The following is an 18,520-nucleotide window of genomic DNA, read 5'->3' on the forward strand; positions in this document are numbered from 1 at the left end:
GTTCCCATGTCCCTGAATCGCCGTTCGCTCCTGCTCGCCGCCCTGGGCGCGCTCGTGCCGGGCGTGAAGGCGCTCGCAGCCGCGCCACCCCTGATGCTCGCCACGGGCTACCGGCCCGGCATGTCGCTGAACGACTACTGGGTGAGCGAAAAATTCGACGGCGTGCGCGCCTACTGGGACGGCAAGCAACTCTATTTGCGCGGCGGCGAACGCGTCGTCGCCCCGGCATGGTTCACTGCCCACTGGCCCGGCGTGCCGATGGATGGCGAGTTGTGGGCCGGCCGCGGCCGCTTCGAGCAGGCGGTCTCCACTGCGCGCAGCCAAACGCCGCAGGACGCCGCCTGGCGCGAAGTCCGCTTCATGGTCTTCGACCTGCCGGCCCAGCCCGGCAGCTTCACCGAGCGGCTGTCCGTGCTGCGCCGCCTGCTGCCCGTGGCCACCGCGCCCTCGCTGGTGCCGGTCGCGCAGCAGCGCGCCACCACGCCGGAAGACCTGCAGGTGTTGCTGGAGCGCACCGTGCGTGGCGGCGGCGAAGGGCTGATGCTGCACCTGGGCAGCGCCCCCTATCGGGCCGAGCGCAGCACCGACCTGCTCAAGGTCAAGACCTACGAGGATGCCGACGCCCGCGTAGTGGCCCACGTCAACGGAAAGGGCCGCAACGCGAGCCGCTTGGGCGCCCTGATCGTGGAGATGCCCGACGGGCGGCGCTTCAAGCTGGGCACCGGCCTGACCGACGCGCAGCGCGAGGCACCCCCGCCGGTGGGCAGCTGGATCAGCTACCGCTACAACGGCGCCACCGAAAGCGGCCTGCCGCGCTTCGCGCGCTTCCTGCGCGAGCGGCCGGACCTCGGCTGATCGAGGCTCAGGGCGTCTGCCCGGCCTTGAGCCGGTTTTCGATCTCGTCCAGCACCGGCAGCAGGTCGGCGACGCTGTCGATCACGAAATGCGCACCCGAGGCCTTCAGCTTCTCCGTGGCTGCGGCGCGCAGCGCCTGCTGCCGGTCGGCAGGCAGCGCCTGCCAGTCGGCCAGGGGCAGTCCCACCCCGTTGCCGCTCACCGCCAGGCCGACAGTCCAGGTGCCGGCGTTCAGGCCTTCCTCGATGCCCACGCCGGTGTCGTCCACCTTCACCACCGATGAAGCCGGCCACACGCCCAGGTCGGCGAAGCTGCGATACATCATCAGCGGCGACGGGCGGCCGGCGACCAGGTCGCCGGCACACACCAGGTTGTCCGGCACGTACCCAGCGCGGGCCGCGATCGGCGTGACGATGTCCATGATGGGCCGGTTGTAGCCGGTGGTGGAGCCGATCTTCAGGCCGCGCGCACGGATCTGCTGCACGGCTTCCAGCGCGCCGGGAATGAAGTCCGCGAAGTCGGCCACGATGGCCGCGTTCATTGGCGTGAACACTTCGTAGAGCGTATCGACATCGCTGTCGGTGAAGGGCTTGCCATGGCGCGCCTGCCATTGCGCCGCCACGTGCGGCAGGCGGCCGAGGGCCTGGATGTGGTCCCACTTGGCCATGCCCATGGGGCCGCGTGCGTCCTCGATGCTGATGTCGATCTCATACTGGCGGAACAGCTTCACGAAAGCGCCCATGGGCGCGCAGGAGCCGAAGTCGATGATGGTGCCCGCCCAGTCGAAGACCACGGCGGAGAGTTTCTGGGGATGTGCTGCTGCTGCTGTCATGAGTGAATCCGTTGAGTGGCCGCTACCAGGCGGCGAAGACTTCCTCGGCAATGCCGAAGGCGGTGCTGGCACCCGTGCCGCTGGTCACCAGCACCAGGCGGGTGGCGTCGTCGGGCGCATCGATGACGCAGTCGGTGGTGGCGGACGAGGGGTAGATGCCCACCCAGCGCTCGCTCACGCGCGAACCCGGCGCCACCTTGATCGCCTTGTGCATGTGCGCCAGGATGATCTCGTCCACACGCTGGTCGGCAAAGGGCTCCGGTGCCGCGCCATAGTGATGCGAATCGCCCACCACCAGCGAGCCGTCGGCGCTTTGCACCACGATGAGGTGGATGCCGTTGGCCAGGGCCTCGCCCTCTTCTTCCTGCAGTTGCGCAAGCAGCTTCTGCGCGGCGGGCAGCTTGCTGTAGCCGTGGTAGCGCACCAGGCTCAGGTCGGACATGACCGAGCCCGGCAGCTTGAAGTCGTCCTGCGGCTGTACGCGCAGCATGTGCAGCAGGCACAGCCGAAGGTCGTATTGCGCGATGCTCTCGGCGAAAAGGCCGTTGAGATCGGTGTTGGTGCACACCGCCACGCGCTCGGCATGCATCAGCGCACGCGAGGTGCGCACGCGCGGCGCGGCGACTTCGAGCACGGCCTCGCCGAAGCGGAACTGCACGCCCATCGCCTCGGCCAGCCAGCGCGCGAGTCGGCCGATGGCGGTCCGCGACTCGACTCGAATTTCGTGCGGGCTGTAGAGAACGCCTTGGGCGCCCGCCAGCTCGAGCGCCGGTGCGCGGCGGGCGGCTTCGCCCACGGCGAGCAGTTCGCAGCCCTCGGCCATTTCGGTGGCCATGAATTCCTGAAGCACTGCCAGTGCCTGCGGTCTGAATGCGCTGAGCCAGAGGCCCTGGTGCAGCGTGGCGATGCCCGCTGCCGGCGCCACCTCGCCCCACACCTCGCGCGCCCGGCGCGCGCGCCGCCACGTATCACCCGCACCCTGTCCGGTGACGGTGATGAACCCGAAGTTGCGGATGGAAGCGCCGACGCAGGCGGCGTCACGCTCCACCACGCACACCTTCAGCCCCTGGCGGGCAGCGGTGTAGGCATGGGCCAGGCCGACGATGCCGGCACCGACCACGATCAGGTCGAATCGCGTGTCTGTCATTGGAAAGAAGTGAAAGGGTTCAAGCGCGCGACGCACCGCGCCAGGCCTGCGTGCGGGCCTCGAGCCACTTGCCCAGCAACAGGAAGAGCAGCGTCGCCACGAGGGACACGCCGGCAATCAGCACCGCCATCGCCGCGGCGGCGCCGGTCTCGCCGGCTTCATCCAGGTTGAGAATCGCCACCGCCGCCACCTTGGTGTCGGGCGAGTAGAGGAAGACCACCGCCGAGATGGTCGTCATCGCGTTGATGAAGAAGTAGCGCGACACGTCCAGCAGCGTGGGCAGGCAGATGGGCAGCGTCACGCGCCAGAAGGTCCGGTAGAACGGCACCTTGAGCGAAGCGGACACGGCCTCGAACTCCGGGTCGATGGCCTTGAGCGCCGTCACCATCGTCAGGTGGCCGGTGGTGTAGAAGTGCACCACGGTGCACAGCACCAGCAAGCTCATGGTCTGGTACAGGCCATTGAGCGGGTTGCCCGGCGCGTTGAAGAAGAAGATGTAGCCCAGGCCCAGCACCAGGCCGGGCACGGCCATCGGCAGCATGGCCATCAACCGCACCACGCCGCGCAAGCCCGAGAGGCCCCGCGTCTTCTCCAGGAGGTAGGCGCCGACGAAGACGATGATGGTGCCAAACACTGCGGTGCCCGCCGACATGCGGATGCTGTTCCACAGCGCTTCGCCCAGCCCGGCATCGACCAGGCCGGCCACGTAGTGGTCCAGGCTGGGCGCCAGGTTGTACGGCCACAGCTTGGCGAAGGAAGCGAACACCGCCATGCCGAACATGGCGACCATCAGCGCCGCGATGGACAGGCAGTAGGCCGTCATCGCCGTGTCGAAGCGCTTCGAGGGCCGCGGCACCAGCGCCACGGCGCGCGCCGACAGGGCCGAGTTCTGCTTGCGCTGCACGAAATGGTCGATCAGGAAGGTCAGCGCCGCCGGCGTGAGCAGCAGCAGCGCCACCACCGCGCCGCGCTGGAAGTCCTGCTGGCCGATCACGAGCTTGAACACGTCGGTGGCCAGCACGTTGAAGTTTCCGCCCACGACCTTGGGAATGCCGAAGTCGGTGATGACCAGCGTGAAGCACAGCAGCGCCGCCGAGATGAGGCCGTACTTGGCGCCCGGCAGCGTGATGGTGAAGAACTTGCGCACCGTGCTCGTGCCCAGCGCGTCGGCCGCCTCGTACAGCCGCGCATCCGCCAGCCGCAACGCCGTGACCAGGATCATCAGCACATGCGGAAAGGTGGCGAAGCACTCGGCCAGCACGATGCCCTGCGCGCCGTAGATCCCCGGGAAGCCCAGCGACAGCCAGAACTCCTTGGCAACGCCTTGGTTGCCGAACCAGTAGATGATCGAGATGGCCGACAGCAGCGAAGGCGCCAGCAGCGGCAGCAGGCTGATGGTGCGGAAGATGCCCTTGGCCGGCACGCAGCTGCGCGTGAGCGCGTAGGCAAAGCCGAAGGCCAAAGGCACCACGATGAGCGTGACCAGCAACGACACCCACACGCTGTGCCACAGGCTGGTGAGCAGGGCCGGCGAAGCCAGGTAGGCAGCGAAGGCGCCCAGGCCGGAGCCGTCGGGCGACTCCACCGCCTTGGCCAGGATCGTGAACAGCGGCGCGACCATGGCCAGGCCCAGCAACAGCGCGATGGCCACCAGGCCCAGTTGCGCCACGCGCTCGGTCCAGTGGATGCGCAGCTTGACCTGCCGCGTCATGCGCAGCGCCTGGGCGGGATCGACGCCGACGAGAGGACCGTGCATGGACACCTCGACGCTCAAGCGACGGCCGTCGGGAACACCCGCAGGCGGTCGGCGCGCAGCGCGAAATGCACCATGCCGCCCTCGTGCACGTTGAACTCGTCCATCTGGTTGAGCGAGAACTGCAGCTGCATGGACTGGTCAGGGATGCCGTCGACATCCACCTCGGCCATGCAGTTGGCACCGTGGAACTCCACGCTGCGCACCCGGCCGGCGCAGCGCAGCGGATCGTCCTCGCGAAGGCCGTCCACCACGCGGTCCTCGGGGCGCAGGTACAGCGAGACCTCGCGGCCGGCGTTGCAGCCCGGATCGGCGTCGGGCAGGCAGCGCAGGCGCTTGTCGCCCACCCGGTACCAGTGGTCGCCCTCGGCCACCGCGCGCAGGCGGTTGACCTTGCCCACGAAATTGGCCACGAAGGCGCTGGCCGGCTCGCGGTACACCTGCATGGGCGTGCCGACCTGCTCGATCACGCCGTGGTTCATCACCACGATGCGGTCGGCCACCGACAGCGCTTCTTCCTGGTCGTGCGTGACCATGATGGTCGTCACGCCCAATTGCCGCTGCAGGCTGCGGATCTCGTTGCGCAGGTGCACGCGCACGATGGCGTCCAGCGCCGACAGGGGCTCGTCCAGCAGGAGAAGGCCGGGCGACGTGGCCAGGGCCCGCGCCAGTGCAACGCGCTGCTGCTGGCCGCCCGACATCTGCGCCGGGAACTTGGCGCCGCTGCCCGGCAGGCCCACGAGCCTGAGCAGCTCTTCCACCCGCGCGGCGATCTGGGCGCGCGGCTGCTTGCGGTTGACCAGGCCGTAGGCCACGTTCTCCGACACGCTCAGGTTGGGAAAGAGCGCGTAGGACTGGAACATGATCCCGTAGTCGCGGTCGGCCGGCGGCAGCACGGAGATGTCGCGCCCGCCCTGCAGGATGCTGCCGGTGCTCTGCGACTCCAGGCCCGCGATGATGCGCAGCAGCGTCGTCTTGCCGCAGCCCGAAGGCCCCAGGAAGCACACGAACTCGCCGCGCCGGATCGCCAGGTCGACCTTGTCCAGCGCGGTGAAGGCGCCGAAGTGCTTGCTTATGCCCTGCAGCTGCAGGTACTTGGCGTCGGTCATGGCAGTGGCCTTACTTCTTCGCCTCGCTCTTGGCGTCGTAGCGGCGGGTCCACTCGGCCAGGGTGCGCTCGCGCGAGCTCGCGGCCTGGTCGAAGTTCACCTTGATCAAGCGCGACTCGTAGTCGGCCGGCACGTTGGCCAGCTTGGGCGCCACGCCGGGCTGCGCGGTGACTGCGAAGTTCTTGCCGTACAGCAGCATCGCGTCCTTGGACGAGGCCCAGTCGGCCAGCTTCTTCGCCGCGTCCAGCTTCTTCGTGCCCTTGTAGATGCCGAAGGACTCTAGGTCCCAGCCCAGGCCTTCCTTGGGGAACACCAGTTCGATGGGCGCGCCCTTGGCCTTGTTGGTGTGGCCGCGGTACTCGAAGGAAATGCCGGCCACGTACTCGCCGGCGGCAGCCATGTTGCATGGCTTGGAGCCGGAGTGGGTGTACTGCGCGATGTTCTCGTGCAGCGCGTCCATGTACTTCCAGCCGCCGCCCTTGCCGTTCTCGTCGCCCCACAGCTGCAGCCAGGCCACCACGTCGAAGTAGCCGGTGCCGGAGGACGCCGGGTTGGGCATCACCACCTGTCCCTTGAACTCGGGCTTGGTCAGGTCCTTCCAGCTGGTCGGGATCGGGATGTTCTTCTTCCTGGCCTCGACGGTGTTGACGCACACCACGGCGCCGAACACGTCCATGCCCCACCAGGCCGGCGGCGACTTCTTGTCGCGGTACTGCGGCATGATGGCGTCGAGGTTGATCGGCGCATAGGGCTCCAGCATGCCGTTCTTGTCGAAGAGGGCCATGCTGGACGCGGCCACGCCCCACACCGCGTCGGCCTGCGGGTTGGCCTTCTCGGCCAGCAGCTTGGCGGTGACCACGCCGGTGGAATCGCGCACCCACTTGATCTCGATGTTGGGCTCGACCTTGTTGAAGGCTTCCTGGTAGGCCTTGAGCTGGTCGGTCTCCAGCGCGGTATAGACGGTCAGCTGTGTCTTCTGCGCCAGGGCTGCGCCCGAGAGGACGAGGCCGATGGCGGCGGCCAGGATGCGTTTCGCGTAGGTCATGGGACGGGACTCCATCTGTTCTTGGAAAACAAGGAATGTGGCTTCGCGAGAAGTCATCTTCATGACACAACTGCAAAGCAAAATCGGGGCCCGCGTCAGAGTTTTGTCTATTGTCTTTGGTAGATCGTAGACAATCTCCCATCAACCTCTTACGATTTCCCCAGCATGGCCACCCCTCTTTCCAGCCAGTCCGCCATCGCCCAGTTGCAGAGCCATTCGCTCACCACCCTGGTGCAGGCCGAGATCGAGCGCATGATCCTGGACGGAGAGCTCCAGTCCGGTGCGAAGCTGACCGAATCCACCCTCGCCGACCAGCTGGGCGTGTCACGCGGCCCGGTGCGCGAGGCCTTCCGCATGCTGGAGGAGTCCGGCCTGGTCAGCACCATCAAGAACCGCGGCGTGTTCGTGCGCGACGTGCCGCTGCAGGAGGCGCTGGAGATCTTCGAGGTGCGCGCTGTGATGGACCTGTACGTGGGCCGCAAGCTGGCCGAGACCATCACGCCGGCCCAGGTCAAGGAGCTGCGCCAGCTGGTGGACGCCATGGACCAGGCGGTGAAGGGCGACAACGCCCGCGACTACCACCGCCTCAACCTCAAGTTCCACGACCGCCTGCTGGAGCTCTCGGACAACGCCAAGCTCACCACCACCTACCGCAAGCTGGTCAACGAACTCTCGCTGTTCCGCCGCCAGAACCTCACGCCGGAATCGATGGCCGTGTACACGCGCGAGCACAAGCAGATCGTGAAGGCCATCGCCGCCGGCGACCCCGAGGCGGCCGGGCAGGCGATGTTTCAGCATGTGATGAACAGCCGCGAGCGGACCCTTGCGTATTACCGCGACAGGAATACTGCGGGCGAGCCGGCGCCGGCCAAGGCCGTGGCCACCCGGTCGTCCAGCCGGCGCAGCCCTGCGCGCGTCGCCGCCTGACGCCATGGCCCTCGACATCGACGACATCCAGACCCTGTTCGAGCGCCGCGGCGCAGAGCAGTACAGCGGCGAGCCCGTCACCCAGCTGCAGCATGCGCTGCAGACGGCGCACCTGGCCGAACTCGCAGCGGCAGACGACGAATTGGTCACCGCCGCCCTCTTGCACGACCTGGGCCACCTGCTGAACGAGCAGGGCGAGACGCCCTCGCTGCGTGGCATCGACGACCTGCACCAGTATTTCGCCCTGCCTTTCCTTCGCGGCCTGTTCGGCGAGCGCCTGCTGCATGCCATCCAGTGGCACGTGGATGCCAAGCGCTACCTCTGCGCGACGCGGCCCGAGCACTGGGCCTCGCTGTCCGAAGACTCCAGGCGCAGCCTCGTCCTGCAGGGCGGCGTCTTTTCGGCGGAAGAAGCACAGGCTTTCATCGCCCGGCCGCATGCCCAGGACGCCGTGCAGCTGCGCCTGTGGGACGACCTGGCCAAGGCATCGGACCGCCCCACCCCACCGCTGTCGCATTTCCTGGAACGCGCCCGGCGCTGCAGCCTGTGAGCGGGCCGATCCTCCTGGCCGTCCTCTTCGGCGCCCTGCTGCACGCCAGCTGGAACGCCTTCATCAAGGCCGGCAAGGACAAGGCGCTGGACACCGCGCTGGTGCACAGCCTGGGTTTCTTCGTCGCCATCCCGCTGTTGATGCACACCGGCCTGCCGAAGCCGGGGGCCTGGCCCTACATGCTGGCCTCGCTGGTGATCCACCTGGGCTACTACGTGGCGCTTGCCGGCGCCTACAAGTACGGCGACCTGGGCCTGACCTATCCGCTGATGCGCGGCTGCGCGCCGCTGCTGGTGGCGCTGGGCAGCCTGAGCTTCATCGGCGAGGGCCTGTCGCGCACCGCGTGGATCGGCGTGGCGGTGCTCTGCGTGGGCGTGATCACGCTGGGGCTGTCGCGCTCGGCCATGCACGTGGAAGGCTCGCACCGCGGCAAGGCGTTGACCTTCGCGTTGTCCAACGCGGCCATCATCGCCCTCTACACCGTCGTCGACGGCATCGGCGTGCGCATCGCCGGCGACGCCCTGGCCTACGTCGCAGGCCTGTTCCTGTTCGATGGCATTCCCTTCCTGCTTCTGGTGCTGTGGCGCCGGCCGGGGCGGCGCCGCGAGGCGCTGGCCTACATGCGCGGGCGCTGGCCGGTCGCGCTGATGGGCACCATCGCCTCGCTGGGCAGCTACGGCATCGCGCTGTGGGCGATGACGCACGCGCCCGTGGCGGTGGTGGCCGCGCTGCGCGAGACCTCGGTGCTGTTCGCCGCGCTGATCGGCACGCTGTTCCTGCGCGAGGACTTCGGCTGGCAGCGCGCACTGGGCACGCTGGTCATCCTGGCCGGCGTCATGTCCCTGCGGCTGGGCTGACGCCGGCGGGCGAGTTCGCTCAGCCTTCCTTGCGCACGCAGTCGGCGTAGTAGCGGCGATGGCCGCTCTCGTCCATCTTGCTCACCAGGCCGTGGATGTCGGTCTCGAAGCCCGGGCACTCCAGGTTGAACTGGCGCGCGAACTTGAGGTAGTCGACGATCTTCTTGTTGAACACCTCGCCCGGGATGAGCAGCGGGATGCCGGGCGGGTACGGCGTGATCAGGCTGGTGGTGATGCGGCCTTCCAGTTCGTCGATCTCCACCCGCTCGGTCTTGCGGTGCGCGATATAGGCGAAGGCGTCGCTGGGCTTCATGGCCGGCGTCAGGTCCGAGAGGTACATCTCGGTGGTCAGGCGCGCGATGTCGTACTTGGCATACAACTCGTGCACGCGCTGGCACAGGTCGCGCAGGCCCATGCGCTCGTAGCCGGGGTGCTGCTGGCAGAACTCCGGCAGGATGCGCCACATGGGCTGGTTGCGCGCGTAGTCGTCCTTGAACTGCTGCAACGCCGTCAGCAGCGTGTTCCAGCGGCCTTTGGTGATGCCGATGGTGAACATGATGAAGAAGCTGTACAGGCCCGTCTTCTCCACGATCACGCCGTGCTCGGCCAGGAACTTGGTGACGATGGACGCCGGGATGCCCGTCTTGGCGAACTTGCCGTTCAGGTCCATGCCGGGCGTGACCACGGTGGACTTGATCGGGTCCAGCATGTTGAAGCCGTCGGCCAGGTTGCCGAAGCCGTGCCACTTGGCCGTGCGGGATTCGCCCTTGATGATCCAGTCGTCGGCGCGGCCAAGGCCCTCGTCGATGAGCTTCTCGGGGCCCCAGACCTTGAACCACCATTCGTCCTTGCCGAACTCCTCTTCCACCTTGCGCATGGCTCGGCGGAAGTCCAGGGCTTCGAGCAGGCTCTCTTCCACCAGCGCGGTGCCGCCGGGCGGCTCCATCATGGCGGCGGCCACGTCGCAGCTGGCGATGATGGCGTACTGGGGGCTGGTGGACGAGTGCATCAGGTAGGCCTCGTTGAAGAGGTCCCGGTCCAGCTGTCGGTTCTGCGAGTCCTGCACCAGCACGTGGCTGGCCTGGCTGATGCCGGCCAGAAGCTTGTGCGTGGACTGGGTGGCGAACACCAGCGACTCCTTCGGCCGCTCACGGCGCTTGCCCATGGCGTGGTAGGTGCCGTAGAAGGGATGGAAGGCCGCGTGCGGCAGCCAGGCCTCGTCGAAGTGCAGCGTGTCCACGTAGCCGTCGAGCATCTTCTTGATGGTCTCGGTGTTGTAGAGCACGCCGTCGTAGGTGCTCTGCGTGAGCGTCATGACCCGCGGCTTGACCTTGTCGGCATCGACGTGCGAGAGCAGCGGGTTGGCGCGGATCTTCTGCTTGATCGCGCTGGGCTCGAACTCGCTCTTGGGAATCGGGCCGATGATGCCGAAGTGGTTGCGCGTGGGCTTCATGAACACGGGAATCGCGCCGGTCATGATGATCGCGTGCAGGATCGACTTGTGGCAGTTGCGGTCCACCACGACCACGTCGTCCGGGGCCACCGTGTGGTGCCACACCATCTTGTTGGAGGTGCTGGTGCCGTTGGTGACGAAGAAGCAGTGGTCGGCGTTGAAGATGCGCGCCGCATTGCGCTCGCTGGCGGCCACGGGGCCGGTGTGGTCCAGCAGCTGGCCGAGTTCTTCCACCGCGTTGCAGACGTCGGCGCGCAGCATGTTCTCGCCGAAGAACTGATGGAACATCTGGCCCACCGGGCTCTTGAGGAAGGCGACGCCGCCCGAGTGGCCCGGGCAGTGCCAGGAATAGGAGCCGTCTTCCGCGTAGTCGATCAGCGCCTTGAAGAACGGCGGCTGCACGCCTTCCAGGTAGCTCCTGGCCTCGCGGATGATGTGGCGGGCCACGAACTCCGGCGTGTCCTCGAACATGTGGATGAAGCCGTGCAGCTCGCGCAGGATGTCGTTGGGCAGGTGCCGGCTGGTCTTGGTCTCGCCATAGATGTAGATCGGCACGTCGGAGTTCTTGCGGCGCACTTCCTCGATGAAGTTGCGCAGGTTGAGCACCGCCGGGTCGAGGTCGGGACCGACGCTGAACTCCTCGTCGTCGATCGACAGGATGAAGGCGCTGGCGCGGCTTTGCTGCTGGGCGAACTGGCTCAGGTCGCCGTAGCTGGTGGCGCCCAGCACCTCGAAGCCCTCGGCCTCGATGGCCTGGGCCAGCGCACGGATGCCCAGGCCCGAGGTGTTCTCGGAGCGGTAGTCCTCGTCGATGATGACGATGGGGAAGCGAAATTTCATGGCGGGAAGGCTCCGAACTGGCAATGAGGGCGGAAGTGTACGGAATCCAGATGAAGGAGACTTGTCGTCTTTCGCGCAGAATCGGCTCAGAAATGTTTGAAGAAAGAAAGTGCCATGGCTGAACCCACCGTCTGGTGGCTGATCGCGGGCGCCGCCATCGTGCTCGAGCTGCTCAGCGGCACCGTCTACCTGCTGCTCCTGGGCATCGGCTTTGCCGCCGCCGCCATCTCCGCCCACCTGGGCGCCGGCCTGACCACCCAGCTGGTGGTGGCCGCCGTGGTCGGCGTGGGCGCGGTGCTCACCTGGTACATGGTCCGGCACAAGGAACGCGCTGCCCGCCCGCCCAGCCAGGCCAACCCGGACGTCAACCTGGACATCGGCGGCACCGTGCTCATCGAAGCCTGGAACCCGGACGGAACCGCCTCGGTACGCTATCGCGGCGCCCAGTGGACTGCCATGCCCCGCCCCGGCGCCTCGCCCGCCACCGGCATGCACCGGGTGGCCGAGGTGGTCGGCAGCCGGCTGGTGGTCGACAAGGTCTGAACCCGTTTTTTCTCCCTAGATAGCGCCAACACGAAAGGACAAGGCCACCATGGAAGTTGCAGTGATCATCCTGGTCATCGCCATCATCTTCATCAGCCAGTCGGTGAAGTTCGTTCCGCAGCAGAACGCATGGGTGCGCGAGCGCCTGGGCAAGTACCACGGCACCATGTCGCCGGGACCGAACTTCCTCATCCCCTTCATCGACAAGGTGGCCTACAAGCACAGCCTGAAGGAGATTCCGCTGGACGTGCCCAGCCAGGTCTGCATCACCCGTGACAACACCCAACTGCAAGTGGACGGCATCCTGTACTTCCAGGTGACCGACCCGATGCGCGCGAGCTACGGCAGCTCCAACTACATCGTGGCCGTCACGCAGCTGGCACAGACCTCGCTGCGCAGCGTGATCGGCAAGCTGGAGCTGGACAAGACCTTCGAGGAGCGCGACGTGATCAACGCCCAGGTGGTGGCTGCCATCGACGAGGCGGCGCTCAACTGGGGCGTGAAGGTGCTGCGCTACGAGATCAAGGACCTGACGCCGCCCAAGGAGATCCTGCACGCGATGCAGCGCCAGATCACCGCCGAGCGGGAGAAGCGGGCTCTCATCGCCGCCTCGGAAGGCCGCCGGCAGGAGCAGATCAACATCGCCACGGGCGAGCGCGAGGCCTTCATCGCCCGTTCCGAGGGCGAGAAGCAGGCGCAGATCAACAACGCCCAGGGCGAAGCGGCCGCCATCTCTGCGGTGGCCGAGGCAACGGCGGGGGCCATCGAGCGCATCGCCGCGGCCATCCGGCAGCCGGGCGGCGAGCAGGCGGTGCAGCTCAAGGTCGCCGAGCGCGCCGTGGACGCCTACAGCAAGGTGGCGGCCGACGCGTCCTCCACGCTCATCGTGCCCAGCAACATGACCGAGACGGCGACGCTTATCGCCTCGGCGATGCGCATGGTGCAGGCGGGCAAGACGCCTGCGCCCTGAGGGGAGCGCCCCCAACGGGTGCCGATATCCGGGTGCAAGAGAAAAACCGCTTCCGCGCCCTGCTAGAATCGTGGGCTCGGAGCGGTGGATGAGTGGTTTAAGTCGCACGCCTGGAAAGCGTGTGTGGGTTAATAGCCCACCGCGGGTTCGAATCCCGCCTGCTCCGCCACAAACAGGAAGAGAAAACGGGCCCTTGCGCCCGTTTTTCGCTTCTGCGCAGTGACGCTGACGCCCAGTTGGCTTTTCCTCGCGATCGACATGGACGACACGGCGCGGCGCCCTGTCCTACGCGAGATCGGTCTCCCGACCTAAACGGCTGAATTGCGATTCGCGCCACAGTAGGGCCTCGGCATCTCCAAGACCCTCCTCCTCCCTCCATCCCCGAGATGCTGTTTGAACCCGCTTCGGCGGGTTTTCTTTTTTTCCGGCGGCTCGAAGAGGGCCTGAATGGTGGCGCGCAAGAGATTCAATCCATGCGCAGGGGGCGAAAGTGTGCAATTCCGCATACTTTTTACTGCTCATGTATGGGCACGTCACGCCCCTGCGCCAAAGCGCCACATATTTCCTTCGCCCTGGTGGACTCGGCGCCTAAAGTTCAGCCATCGGATCACATTCGGTCCACAAGGAATAACAACCATGCCGCGACTCATCATCCTCCCCAAGGGCCAAGGCATTCGCCAGATCAACGTCAAGGGTGCCCTGACGACCATCGGTCGCAAGGAAGGCAATTCCCTGGTGCTGGACAGCGACCGGGTGAGCCGCACGCACGCCGTGATCGACTGGGATGGTGACCACTACACCGTGATCGACACCGGCAGCCGCAACGGCACCTTCGTGAATGGCAAGCAGGTGCGCCGCCAAGCCTTGCGCAATGGCGACATGATCACGATCGGCGATTGTGAGATCCGCTTCCTCTACGAGACGCAAGCCCTTCCGGAAGACCAGGCGCTGCGCCTGGTGACCATTCCCGGCGCCCTGGCCGACCTCGATGCCATGGTGGCCGCTGCCCGCAAGCGCGCCAAGGACCAGGAGGCCGCCGCCCGGGCCTGAATGATTTCTTCAGTCGTTTCTCCTCGGTTGGAACAAGGCCAACCTTTGGGCCCGCTTCGGCGGGCTCTTCTTTTTTAGGGACTTGCACGCGGCGAATTGCTGCGGTCCTATGACCGGCCCGCTGCCGGCGCTTTGTTGTATGGTCGGCGCTTCTTCCCTACCCTACCGACCGCCATGCGCCTTCGCCATTCGATGTTGACCACGGCCGCGCTGTGCGGCCTGCTGGCCGCCTGCGCCATCAGCACACCGGGCAGCCAGGCCCCCGCGAAGGGCCAGCAGGATTGCGTCTCGGCCGCCGCCCGGCGCTTTCAGCAGCCACCCGACTCCTTCGTGGTCGAAAGCTCCGGCGTGACCACCGCGGCCGAGATTTACGAGGTGCGTCTGCGCAACACAAGTACCGGCCGTCTCTCCAAATGCACCGTTGACCAGAACGGAACCGTCACCGGCGTCATCGAGCTTCGCTAGCTGGCTATGCTCGGGTCGAGGACGGACGGATGCAATGAGTGAACTGAACCCCAACCCTGGCAATTTCAGCGATACCGACCTGGCAGAGTTGGCGCACCACTGGCGTGCGCGTGCGCTGCGTGGCGAGCGTGAGGCTTTCGGCCTGGCGCAGTCCTTCGAGGTGGAACAGCGCCGCCGCCTGCGCGACAGCTTCTACGTCGACCTGGAGCCGGTGACGACCGAGTACCAGACGGACCGGCCGTGGTGGAAGTTCTGGTAGCCGCAGCAACTGCCACCAGCAAAGAAAAAAGGGCCCGAAGGCCCTTTTCTTTTTTGGCGCGGCGTTGCGGCCCCGCCTTGCGCCGGCTGATGCTCAGCGCACCACGGCGATCTGCGTACGCTGGCCACCCTTGTAGGTGTAGAGCGTCAGTGCGCCGTTCTTGATGTCACCCTTCTCGTCGAAGGCGATCGGGCCGGTCACGCCCTTGTAGTTGGTCTTGCCGACTTCGGGCAGGTACTTCTCGGGGTCGGCCGAGCCGGCACGCACCATCGAGTCGGCCAGCACCATCACGGCGTCGTACACGTACGGCGCGTAGATCTGCACGTCCACGCCGTTCTTGGCCTTGAACTTGGTCTTGAAGTCTTCCAGCGGCTGCTTGAAGTCGCCTTCGACACCGCCGGCTTCGGCGCAGACCACCATTTCTTCGCCCACGGCATCGCCGGCCAGCTTGGCCAGTTCGCCCGTGCACAGGCCGTCGCCGCCCATGAACTTGACGTTCATGCCCAGCTGCTTGACCTGCTTGAGCATCGGGCCGCCCACGGCGTCCATGCCGCCGAAGAACAGCACGTCGGGCTTCTCGCCCTTGAGCTTGGTCAGGATGGCGTTGAAGTCGGTCGACTTGTCGGTGGTGAACTCGTGGCCGACGATGTTGCCGCCAGCAGCCTTTGCGGCCTTCTCGAATTCTTCGGCGACGCCCTGGCCGTAGGCCGTGCGGTCGTCGATCACGGCAATGTTCTTGCCCTTGAGCGTTTCCACGGCGTACTTGCCCAGCGTGCCACCCAGCTGCGTGTCGTCAGCCACCACGCGGAAGGTGGTCTTGAAGCCCTGGCGGGTGTACTTGGGGTTGGTTGCCGAGGGCGAGATCTGGGGCAGGCCAGCGTCGCTGTACAGCTTGGAGGCCGGGATGGTGGTGCCCGAGTTCAGGTGACCCACCACGCCGTTGACCTTGCTGTCGACCAGCTTCTGGGCCACGGCCGTGCCTTGCTTCGGATCGCCGGCGTCGTCTTCGGCCACCAACTCGAACTTGGCAACCTTGTCGCCGATCTTCAGGCCCTTGGCGTTCAGGTCTTCGATGGCCATCTTGGCGCCCAGCTCGTTGTCCTTGCCCAGGTGGGCAATGGCACCGCTCGTGGGGCCGACGTGCCCGATCTTCACGACGAGAGTTTCAGCAGGAGGCGCAGCCGCAGGTGCTGCCGCAGGCGCTGCCGCAGTCGGCGCCGGCGCGGCGGCTTCTTCCTTCTTGCCGCAAGCCACGAGCGTAATCGCTGCCAGAGCTACTGCAGTCCATTTCAATTGCATGGGAAACCTCCAGGGTATGGAATAGAGAAATTTCGAGAGACCAAGAAAACCGGTCGTGAGACCGGGCGCTTTGACGGAGCAATATCCGCGCCGCGCCTTAATTCGTCGGCACCAATTCGCGCCAATGAACGCGGCGCAGTTTAGCCCAAGGATGGGGGTCTCAAAGGCGGCGCAGACCCTGGGGTTTCCGATAGTTCCTGGGCCAAAGCTTCAACGACGAGCGACCTCAAAACCGTCTCGATTTCCGAGCGAAGCAAGGGCATCATTGCGTCGAGCTGCCTTTGCACGGCGATCGAAACCGTGTCGGTCAAACGCTCCTCCAGCGAGAGGTCGACGCGCTGCAAGACGCGGTGCAGCAATTCCTCTTCGAGCCGAAAGGCATCCTCTTCCGATATCTGCATGGCGGCCGTGCCCGCCGCAGGCGTGGGCGCACGACTCAGGGGGGCGAAATGCAGGTCGTCGATCATGTTGCCGCCCTCGCTGGCCGGCGCGGCGGGCGCTGCTGCTGGCGGCACGGGGGCCGCGGCCGGCGCTTCGGGCTGGACCTCGACCACGGCGGTGAGCGTGGGCACGAAGCGCGGCGGCGTGCGGTTGGAGGTGACCATCAGGCCCGGCCCCCCGCCGAGGCGAAGGCGTCCTGGTGGCGGATGCCGTAACCGCGGTCCTTGTAGTGGCGCCAGCGAGCGCGACCGGCGCCGCGCGCGGCCTCGTCCTCGGCCACCAGTTCGATCAGGCGCTCGAAGCGCTCGAAACCCGCGGGCACCTCGCTGCCCAGGTTCACCAGCACGGAGCGATGCGGCAGCGCAGCATCGGGTGCGGCGGCCAGCACGACCGGAGAGCGCTGCAGGACCTCGGCCGGTGCGTCCGCACGGCAGTGGGCGACGAAGTCGGTGGGCTCGGTCTGCCACAGCGCGGCATCGATGGCCTCGAGCGTGGCCGCACTGCCGGTGACGACCAGCTGCGCCCCGCCCTGCATGGCGCCCTTGCGCAGCAGCCGGCAGGCATAGTCAACCGGGTCGGGCAGGTTGAACCGGAACTCGATGTCGGTCACGCTGCCGACCGCGACTTGCGGCTCGCCTTCTTGCGTACCGACGCCTTCTCGGCGCCTTGCGCTCCGGCAGCGCTGTTTAGCAGGTAGGTGAGCAGCAGGCCCACCGGACGGCCCGTGGACCCTTTGGCAGCACCGCTCTTCCAGGCGGTACCGGCGATGTCCAGATGCGCCCAGGAGAAGTCGGCAGTGAACTTCTGCAGGAACTTGGCGGCCGTGACCGCGCCGGCGGCACGGCCGGCGATGTTGGCCATGTCGGCGAAGTTGCTCTTCAGGCCTTCGGCGTAGTCGTCGTCCAGCGGCATGCGCCAGCAGCGGTCCATGGACGCCTCGCCGGCCTCCTGCAGCGCATTGGCCAGCGCGTCGTCGCTGGAGAAAAGGCCGCTGCGAACGCCGCCCAGCGCGATCACGCAGGCACCGGTGAGCGTGGCGATGTCGATCACCGCCGCGGGCGAGAAGCGCTTGGCGTAGGTGAGCGCATCGCACAGGATCAGGCGGCCCTCGGCGTCGGTGTTGAGCACCTCGATGGTCTGCCCGCTCATGCTCTTGAGCACATCGCCGGGCTTGATGGCCTTGCCATCGTTCATGTTCTCGCAGGCGGGGATGAGGCCGACCACGTTGCACGCGGGCTGCAGCTCGCCAAGCGCATGGAACACACCCAGCACGCTGGCCGCGCCGCACATGTCGAACTTCATCTCGTCCATCTCGGCGGCCGGCTTGAGCGAAACGCCGCCGGTGTCGAAGGTGATGCCCTTGCCCACCAGCACCACCGGTGCTTCGCTCTTGGCAGCGCCCTGGTAATTCAGGACGATGAAGCGCAGCGGCTCGCTGGAGCCCTGCGCCACGCCGGCAAAGGCGCCCATGCCGAGCTTCACCACGTCCTTGTGCTCCAGCACCTCGCACTTGACCTTGGCTTGCCTGGCGAGCCCGCGAGCCGCCTGCGCCAGGATGGTCGGGGTGCAATGGTTGGCAGGGCGGTTTCCCCATTCCTTGGCGAACTCGATGCCGCCGGCCGTCGCCACGGCCTCGCCGAAGGCCGCCTTGAGCGCGCCCGCGTCGTCCACGCCCAGCAGCACGTTGCGCACCGGGTTGGCCTCGGCCTTGGAGGTGGTGGTGAGGTAGACATAGCAGGCATCGGAGGCGGCCAGCACGGCCGCACGCACCCCGGCCTCGTCAGCCGCCTGCGCGAAAACGATGGCGACACGGGCAGGCTTGGCCGACTTGACCGCGCCCAGCGCCGCCATCACGGCGCTGCGAACCCCGCCGGCCTTGCCGTCGCCCGAGGAAGCCAGCACCACCGTGCGCGGCGCACCCACCAGCGGCTTGTAAAGTGAAAGGACCTTGCCGGCCTTGTCGGGGAGGTCCCCCGCCTTGCGGGCATCGGCCAGCAGCTTGGTCAGGGGCTCCTGGCCGGCGATCGCGCCATCGGCCGCAAGCACGATCAATGCATCGGCTTTTTCGGTCGCCGCCCGAGAAAGAGTGAGGGTCTTGAGTTGAAAGTCCATAATCTTTTTCTTT

Annotated in this window: 19 protein-coding genes and 1 tRNA gene; 10 read left to right on the forward strand and 10 right to left on the reverse strand. The window is 66.7% G+C overall.

The window, feature by feature from the left end:
- Positions 1-6: 6 nt before the first annotated feature.
- Positions 7-855: a DNA ligase gene (locus BM345_RS14485; protein WP_093380544.1), complete on the forward strand. Its 849-nt coding sequence runs from the start codon at positions 7-9 to the stop codon at positions 853-855.
- Between the two features lie 7 nt (positions 856-862).
- Here BM345_RS14485 and phnX read toward each other — a convergent pair whose 3' ends face one another.
- From phnX to BM345_RS14510, 5 genes are read right to left on the reverse strand one after another with little or no spacing between them, the layout of a single operon-like run.
- Entirely contained in the window at positions 863-1,687 is an 825-nt protein-coding gene (gene phnX, locus BM345_RS14490) for a phosphonoacetaldehyde hydrolase (protein WP_093380545.1), read from the reverse strand.
- Positions 1,688-1,709: 22 nt separating this feature from the next.
- A complete protein-coding gene (locus BM345_RS14495; RefSeq protein WP_093380547.1) occupies positions 1,710-2,834 on the reverse strand; it encodes a TIGR03364 family FAD-dependent oxidoreductase in 1,125 nt (374 codons plus the stop codon).
- 19 nt (positions 2,835-2,853) lie between these two features.
- Entirely contained in the window at positions 2,854-4,545 is a 1,692-nt protein-coding gene (locus BM345_RS14500; RefSeq protein ID WP_093380746.1) for a putative 2-aminoethylphosphonate ABC transporter permease subunit, read from the reverse strand.
- A gap of 59 nt (positions 4,546-4,604) precedes the next feature.
- On the reverse strand, positions 4,605-5,696 hold the full coding sequence (locus BM345_RS14505; RefSeq protein WP_093380548.1) for a putative 2-aminoethylphosphonate ABC transporter ATP-binding protein: 1,092 nt from the start codon (positions 5,694-5,696) through the stop codon (positions 4,605-4,607).
- Positions 5,697-5,706: 10 nt separating this feature from the next.
- Positions 5,707-6,741, reverse strand: a complete 1,035-nt coding sequence (locus tag BM345_RS14510) for a putative 2-aminoethylphosphonate ABC transporter substrate-binding protein (RefSeq protein WP_093380550.1) — start codon at positions 6,739-6,741, stop codon at positions 5,707-5,709.
- A 165-nt stretch (positions 6,742-6,906) separates the two neighbouring features.
- On the opposite strand from BM345_RS14510, the gene BM345_RS14515 reads away from it, so the two are divergent.
- The 3 genes from BM345_RS14515 to BM345_RS14525 are packed head-to-tail and all read left to right on the forward strand — an operon-like array spanning position 6,907 to position 9,075.
- Positions 6,907-7,668 carry a phosphonate utilization associated transcriptional regulator gene (locus tag BM345_RS14515; RefSeq protein ID WP_093380551.1) on the forward strand — a complete coding sequence of 254 codons (762 nt, stop codon included), beginning with the start codon at positions 6,907-6,909 and terminating at the stop codon, positions 7,666-7,668.
- A gap of 4 nt (positions 7,669-7,672) precedes the next feature.
- Positions 7,673-8,218, forward strand: a complete 546-nt coding sequence (locus BM345_RS14520; protein WP_093380553.1) for a phosphonate degradation HD-domain oxygenase — start codon at positions 7,673-7,675, stop codon at positions 8,216-8,218.
- Complete coding sequence (locus BM345_RS14525) at positions 8,215-9,075, forward strand: DMT family transporter (protein ID WP_254789738.1); 861 nt, start codon at positions 8,215-8,217, stop codon at positions 9,073-9,075. Before BM345_RS14520 ends, BM345_RS14525 begins: the two co-directional genes overlap by 4 nt.
- 19 nt (positions 9,076-9,094) lie before the next feature.
- Here the strand turns inward: BM345_RS14525 and BM345_RS14530 are convergent, their stop codons facing one another.
- Positions 9,095-11,368 carry an arginine/lysine/ornithine decarboxylase gene (locus BM345_RS14530; RefSeq protein WP_093380554.1) on the reverse strand — a complete coding sequence of 758 codons (2,274 nt, stop codon included), beginning with the start codon at positions 11,366-11,368 and terminating at the stop codon, positions 9,095-9,097.
- 114 nt (positions 11,369-11,482) lie between these two features.
- On the opposite strand from BM345_RS14530, the gene BM345_RS14535 reads away from it, so the two are divergent.
- From BM345_RS14535 to BM345_RS14560, 6 genes are all read left to right on the forward strand, one after another.
- Complete coding sequence (locus BM345_RS14535) at positions 11,483-11,911, forward strand: NfeD family protein (RefSeq protein WP_093380556.1); 429 nt, start codon at positions 11,483-11,485, stop codon at positions 11,909-11,911.
- 49 nt (positions 11,912-11,960) lie between these two features.
- A complete protein-coding gene (locus BM345_RS14540; RefSeq protein WP_093380557.1) occupies positions 11,961-12,881 on the forward strand; it encodes an SPFH domain-containing protein in 921 nt (306 codons plus the stop codon).
- Positions 12,882-12,959: 78 nt separating this feature from the next.
- Positions 12,960-13,050, forward strand: a tRNA-Ser gene (locus tag BM345_RS14545).
- A gap of 467 nt (positions 13,051-13,517) precedes the next feature.
- Positions 13,518-13,931: an FHA domain-containing protein gene (locus BM345_RS14550; protein WP_175545012.1), complete on the forward strand. Its 414-nt coding sequence runs from the start codon at positions 13,518-13,520 to the stop codon at positions 13,929-13,931.
- 192 nt (positions 13,932-14,123) lie between these two features.
- Positions 14,124-14,396: a hypothetical protein gene (locus tag BM345_RS14555; protein WP_093380560.1), complete on the forward strand. Its 273-nt coding sequence runs from the start codon at positions 14,124-14,126 to the stop codon at positions 14,394-14,396.
- Positions 14,397-14,430: 34 nt separating this feature from the next.
- Complete coding sequence (locus BM345_RS14560; protein WP_093380562.1) at positions 14,431-14,655, forward strand: hypothetical protein; 225 nt, start codon at positions 14,431-14,433, stop codon at positions 14,653-14,655.
- A 93-nt stretch (positions 14,656-14,748) separates the two neighbouring features.
- Here the strand turns inward: BM345_RS14560 and BM345_RS14565 are convergent, their stop codons facing one another.
- The 4 genes from BM345_RS14565 to BM345_RS14580 all read right to left on the reverse strand — a co-directional run bounded on the left by BM345_RS14565 (position 14,749) and on the right by BM345_RS14580 (position 18,507).
- Complete coding sequence (locus tag BM345_RS14565; RefSeq protein ID WP_093380564.1) at positions 14,749-15,954, reverse strand: branched-chain amino acid ABC transporter substrate-binding protein; 1,206 nt, start codon at positions 15,952-15,954, stop codon at positions 14,749-14,751.
- Between the two features lie 140 nt (positions 15,955-16,094).
- The gene (locus tag BM345_RS14570; RefSeq protein WP_093380566.1) at positions 16,095-16,559 is read right to left on the reverse strand and encodes a beta/alpha barrel domain-containing protein; all 465 of its coding nucleotides are present in this window, start codon (positions 16,557-16,559) and stop codon (positions 16,095-16,097) included.
- The gene (locus tag BM345_RS14575) at positions 16,559-17,005 is read right to left on the reverse strand and encodes a DNA polymerase III subunit chi (protein ID WP_093380568.1); all 447 of its coding nucleotides are present in this window, start codon (positions 17,003-17,005) and stop codon (positions 16,559-16,561) included. Before BM345_RS14575 ends, BM345_RS14570 begins: the two co-directional genes overlap by 1 nt.
- A complete protein-coding gene (locus tag BM345_RS14580) occupies positions 17,002-18,507 on the reverse strand; it encodes a leucyl aminopeptidase (protein WP_093380569.1) in 1,506 nt (501 codons plus the stop codon). The genes BM345_RS14575 and BM345_RS14580 overlap by 4 nt, the downstream gene beginning before the upstream one ends.
- Positions 18,508-18,520 lie beyond the last annotated feature (13 nt).

The organism is Variovorax sp. OV329, assembly GCF_900114785.1.
GTDB lineage: Bacteria > Pseudomonadota > Gammaproteobacteria > Burkholderiales > Burkholderiaceae_C > Variovorax.

Coding starts and splice junctions, on each gene's coding strand:
- BM345_RS14485 (WP_093380544.1), top strand. CDS start 7: ATGTCCCTGAATCGCCGTTCGCTCCTGCTCGCCGCCCTGGGCGCGCTC.
- phnX (WP_093380545.1), bottom strand. CDS start 1,687: ATGACAGCAGCAGCAGCACATCCCCAGAAACTCTCCGCCGTGGTCTTC.
- BM345_RS14495 (WP_093380547.1), bottom strand. CDS start 2,834: ATGACAGACACGCGATTCGACCTGATCGTGGTCGGTGCCGGCATCGTC.
- BM345_RS14500 (WP_093380746.1), bottom strand. CDS start 4,545: ATGACGCGGCAGGTCAAGCTGCGCATCCACTGGACCGAGCGCGTGGCG.
- BM345_RS14505 (WP_093380548.1), bottom strand. CDS start 5,696: ATGACCGACGCCAAGTACCTGCAGCTGCAGGGCATAAGCAAGCACTTC.
- BM345_RS14510 (WP_093380550.1), bottom strand. CDS start 6,741: ATGACCTACGCGAAACGCATCCTGGCCGCCGCCATCGGCCTCGTCCTC.
- BM345_RS14515 (WP_093380551.1), top strand. CDS start 6,907: ATGGCCACCCCTCTTTCCAGCCAGTCCGCCATCGCCCAGTTGCAGAGC.
- BM345_RS14520 (WP_093380553.1), top strand. CDS start 7,673: ATGGCCCTCGACATCGACGACATCCAGACCCTGTTCGAGCGCCGCGGC.
- BM345_RS14530 (WP_093380554.1), bottom strand. CDS start 11,368: ATGAAATTTCGCTTCCCCATCGTCATCATCGACGAGGACTACCGCTCC.
- BM345_RS14535 (WP_093380556.1), top strand. CDS start 11,483: ATGGCTGAACCCACCGTCTGGTGGCTGATCGCGGGCGCCGCCATCGTG.
- BM345_RS14540 (WP_093380557.1), top strand. CDS start 11,961: ATGGAAGTTGCAGTGATCATCCTGGTCATCGCCATCATCTTCATCAGC.
- BM345_RS14550 (WP_175545012.1), top strand. CDS start 13,518: ATGCCGCGACTCATCATCCTCCCCAAGGGCCAAGGCATTCGCCAGATC.
- BM345_RS14555 (WP_093380560.1), top strand. CDS start 14,124: ATGTTGACCACGGCCGCGCTGTGCGGCCTGCTGGCCGCCTGCGCCATC.
- BM345_RS14560 (WP_093380562.1), top strand. CDS start 14,431: ATGAGTGAACTGAACCCCAACCCTGGCAATTTCAGCGATACCGACCTG.
- BM345_RS14565 (WP_093380564.1), bottom strand. CDS start 15,954: ATGCAATTGAAATGGACTGCAGTAGCTCTGGCAGCGATTACGCTCGTG.
- BM345_RS14570 (WP_093380566.1), bottom strand. CDS start 16,559: ATGGTCACCTCCAACCGCACGCCGCCGCGCTTCGTGCCCACGCTCACC.
- BM345_RS14580 (WP_093380569.1), bottom strand. CDS start 18,507: ATGGACTTTCAACTCAAGACCCTCACTCTTTCTCGGGCGGCGACCGAA.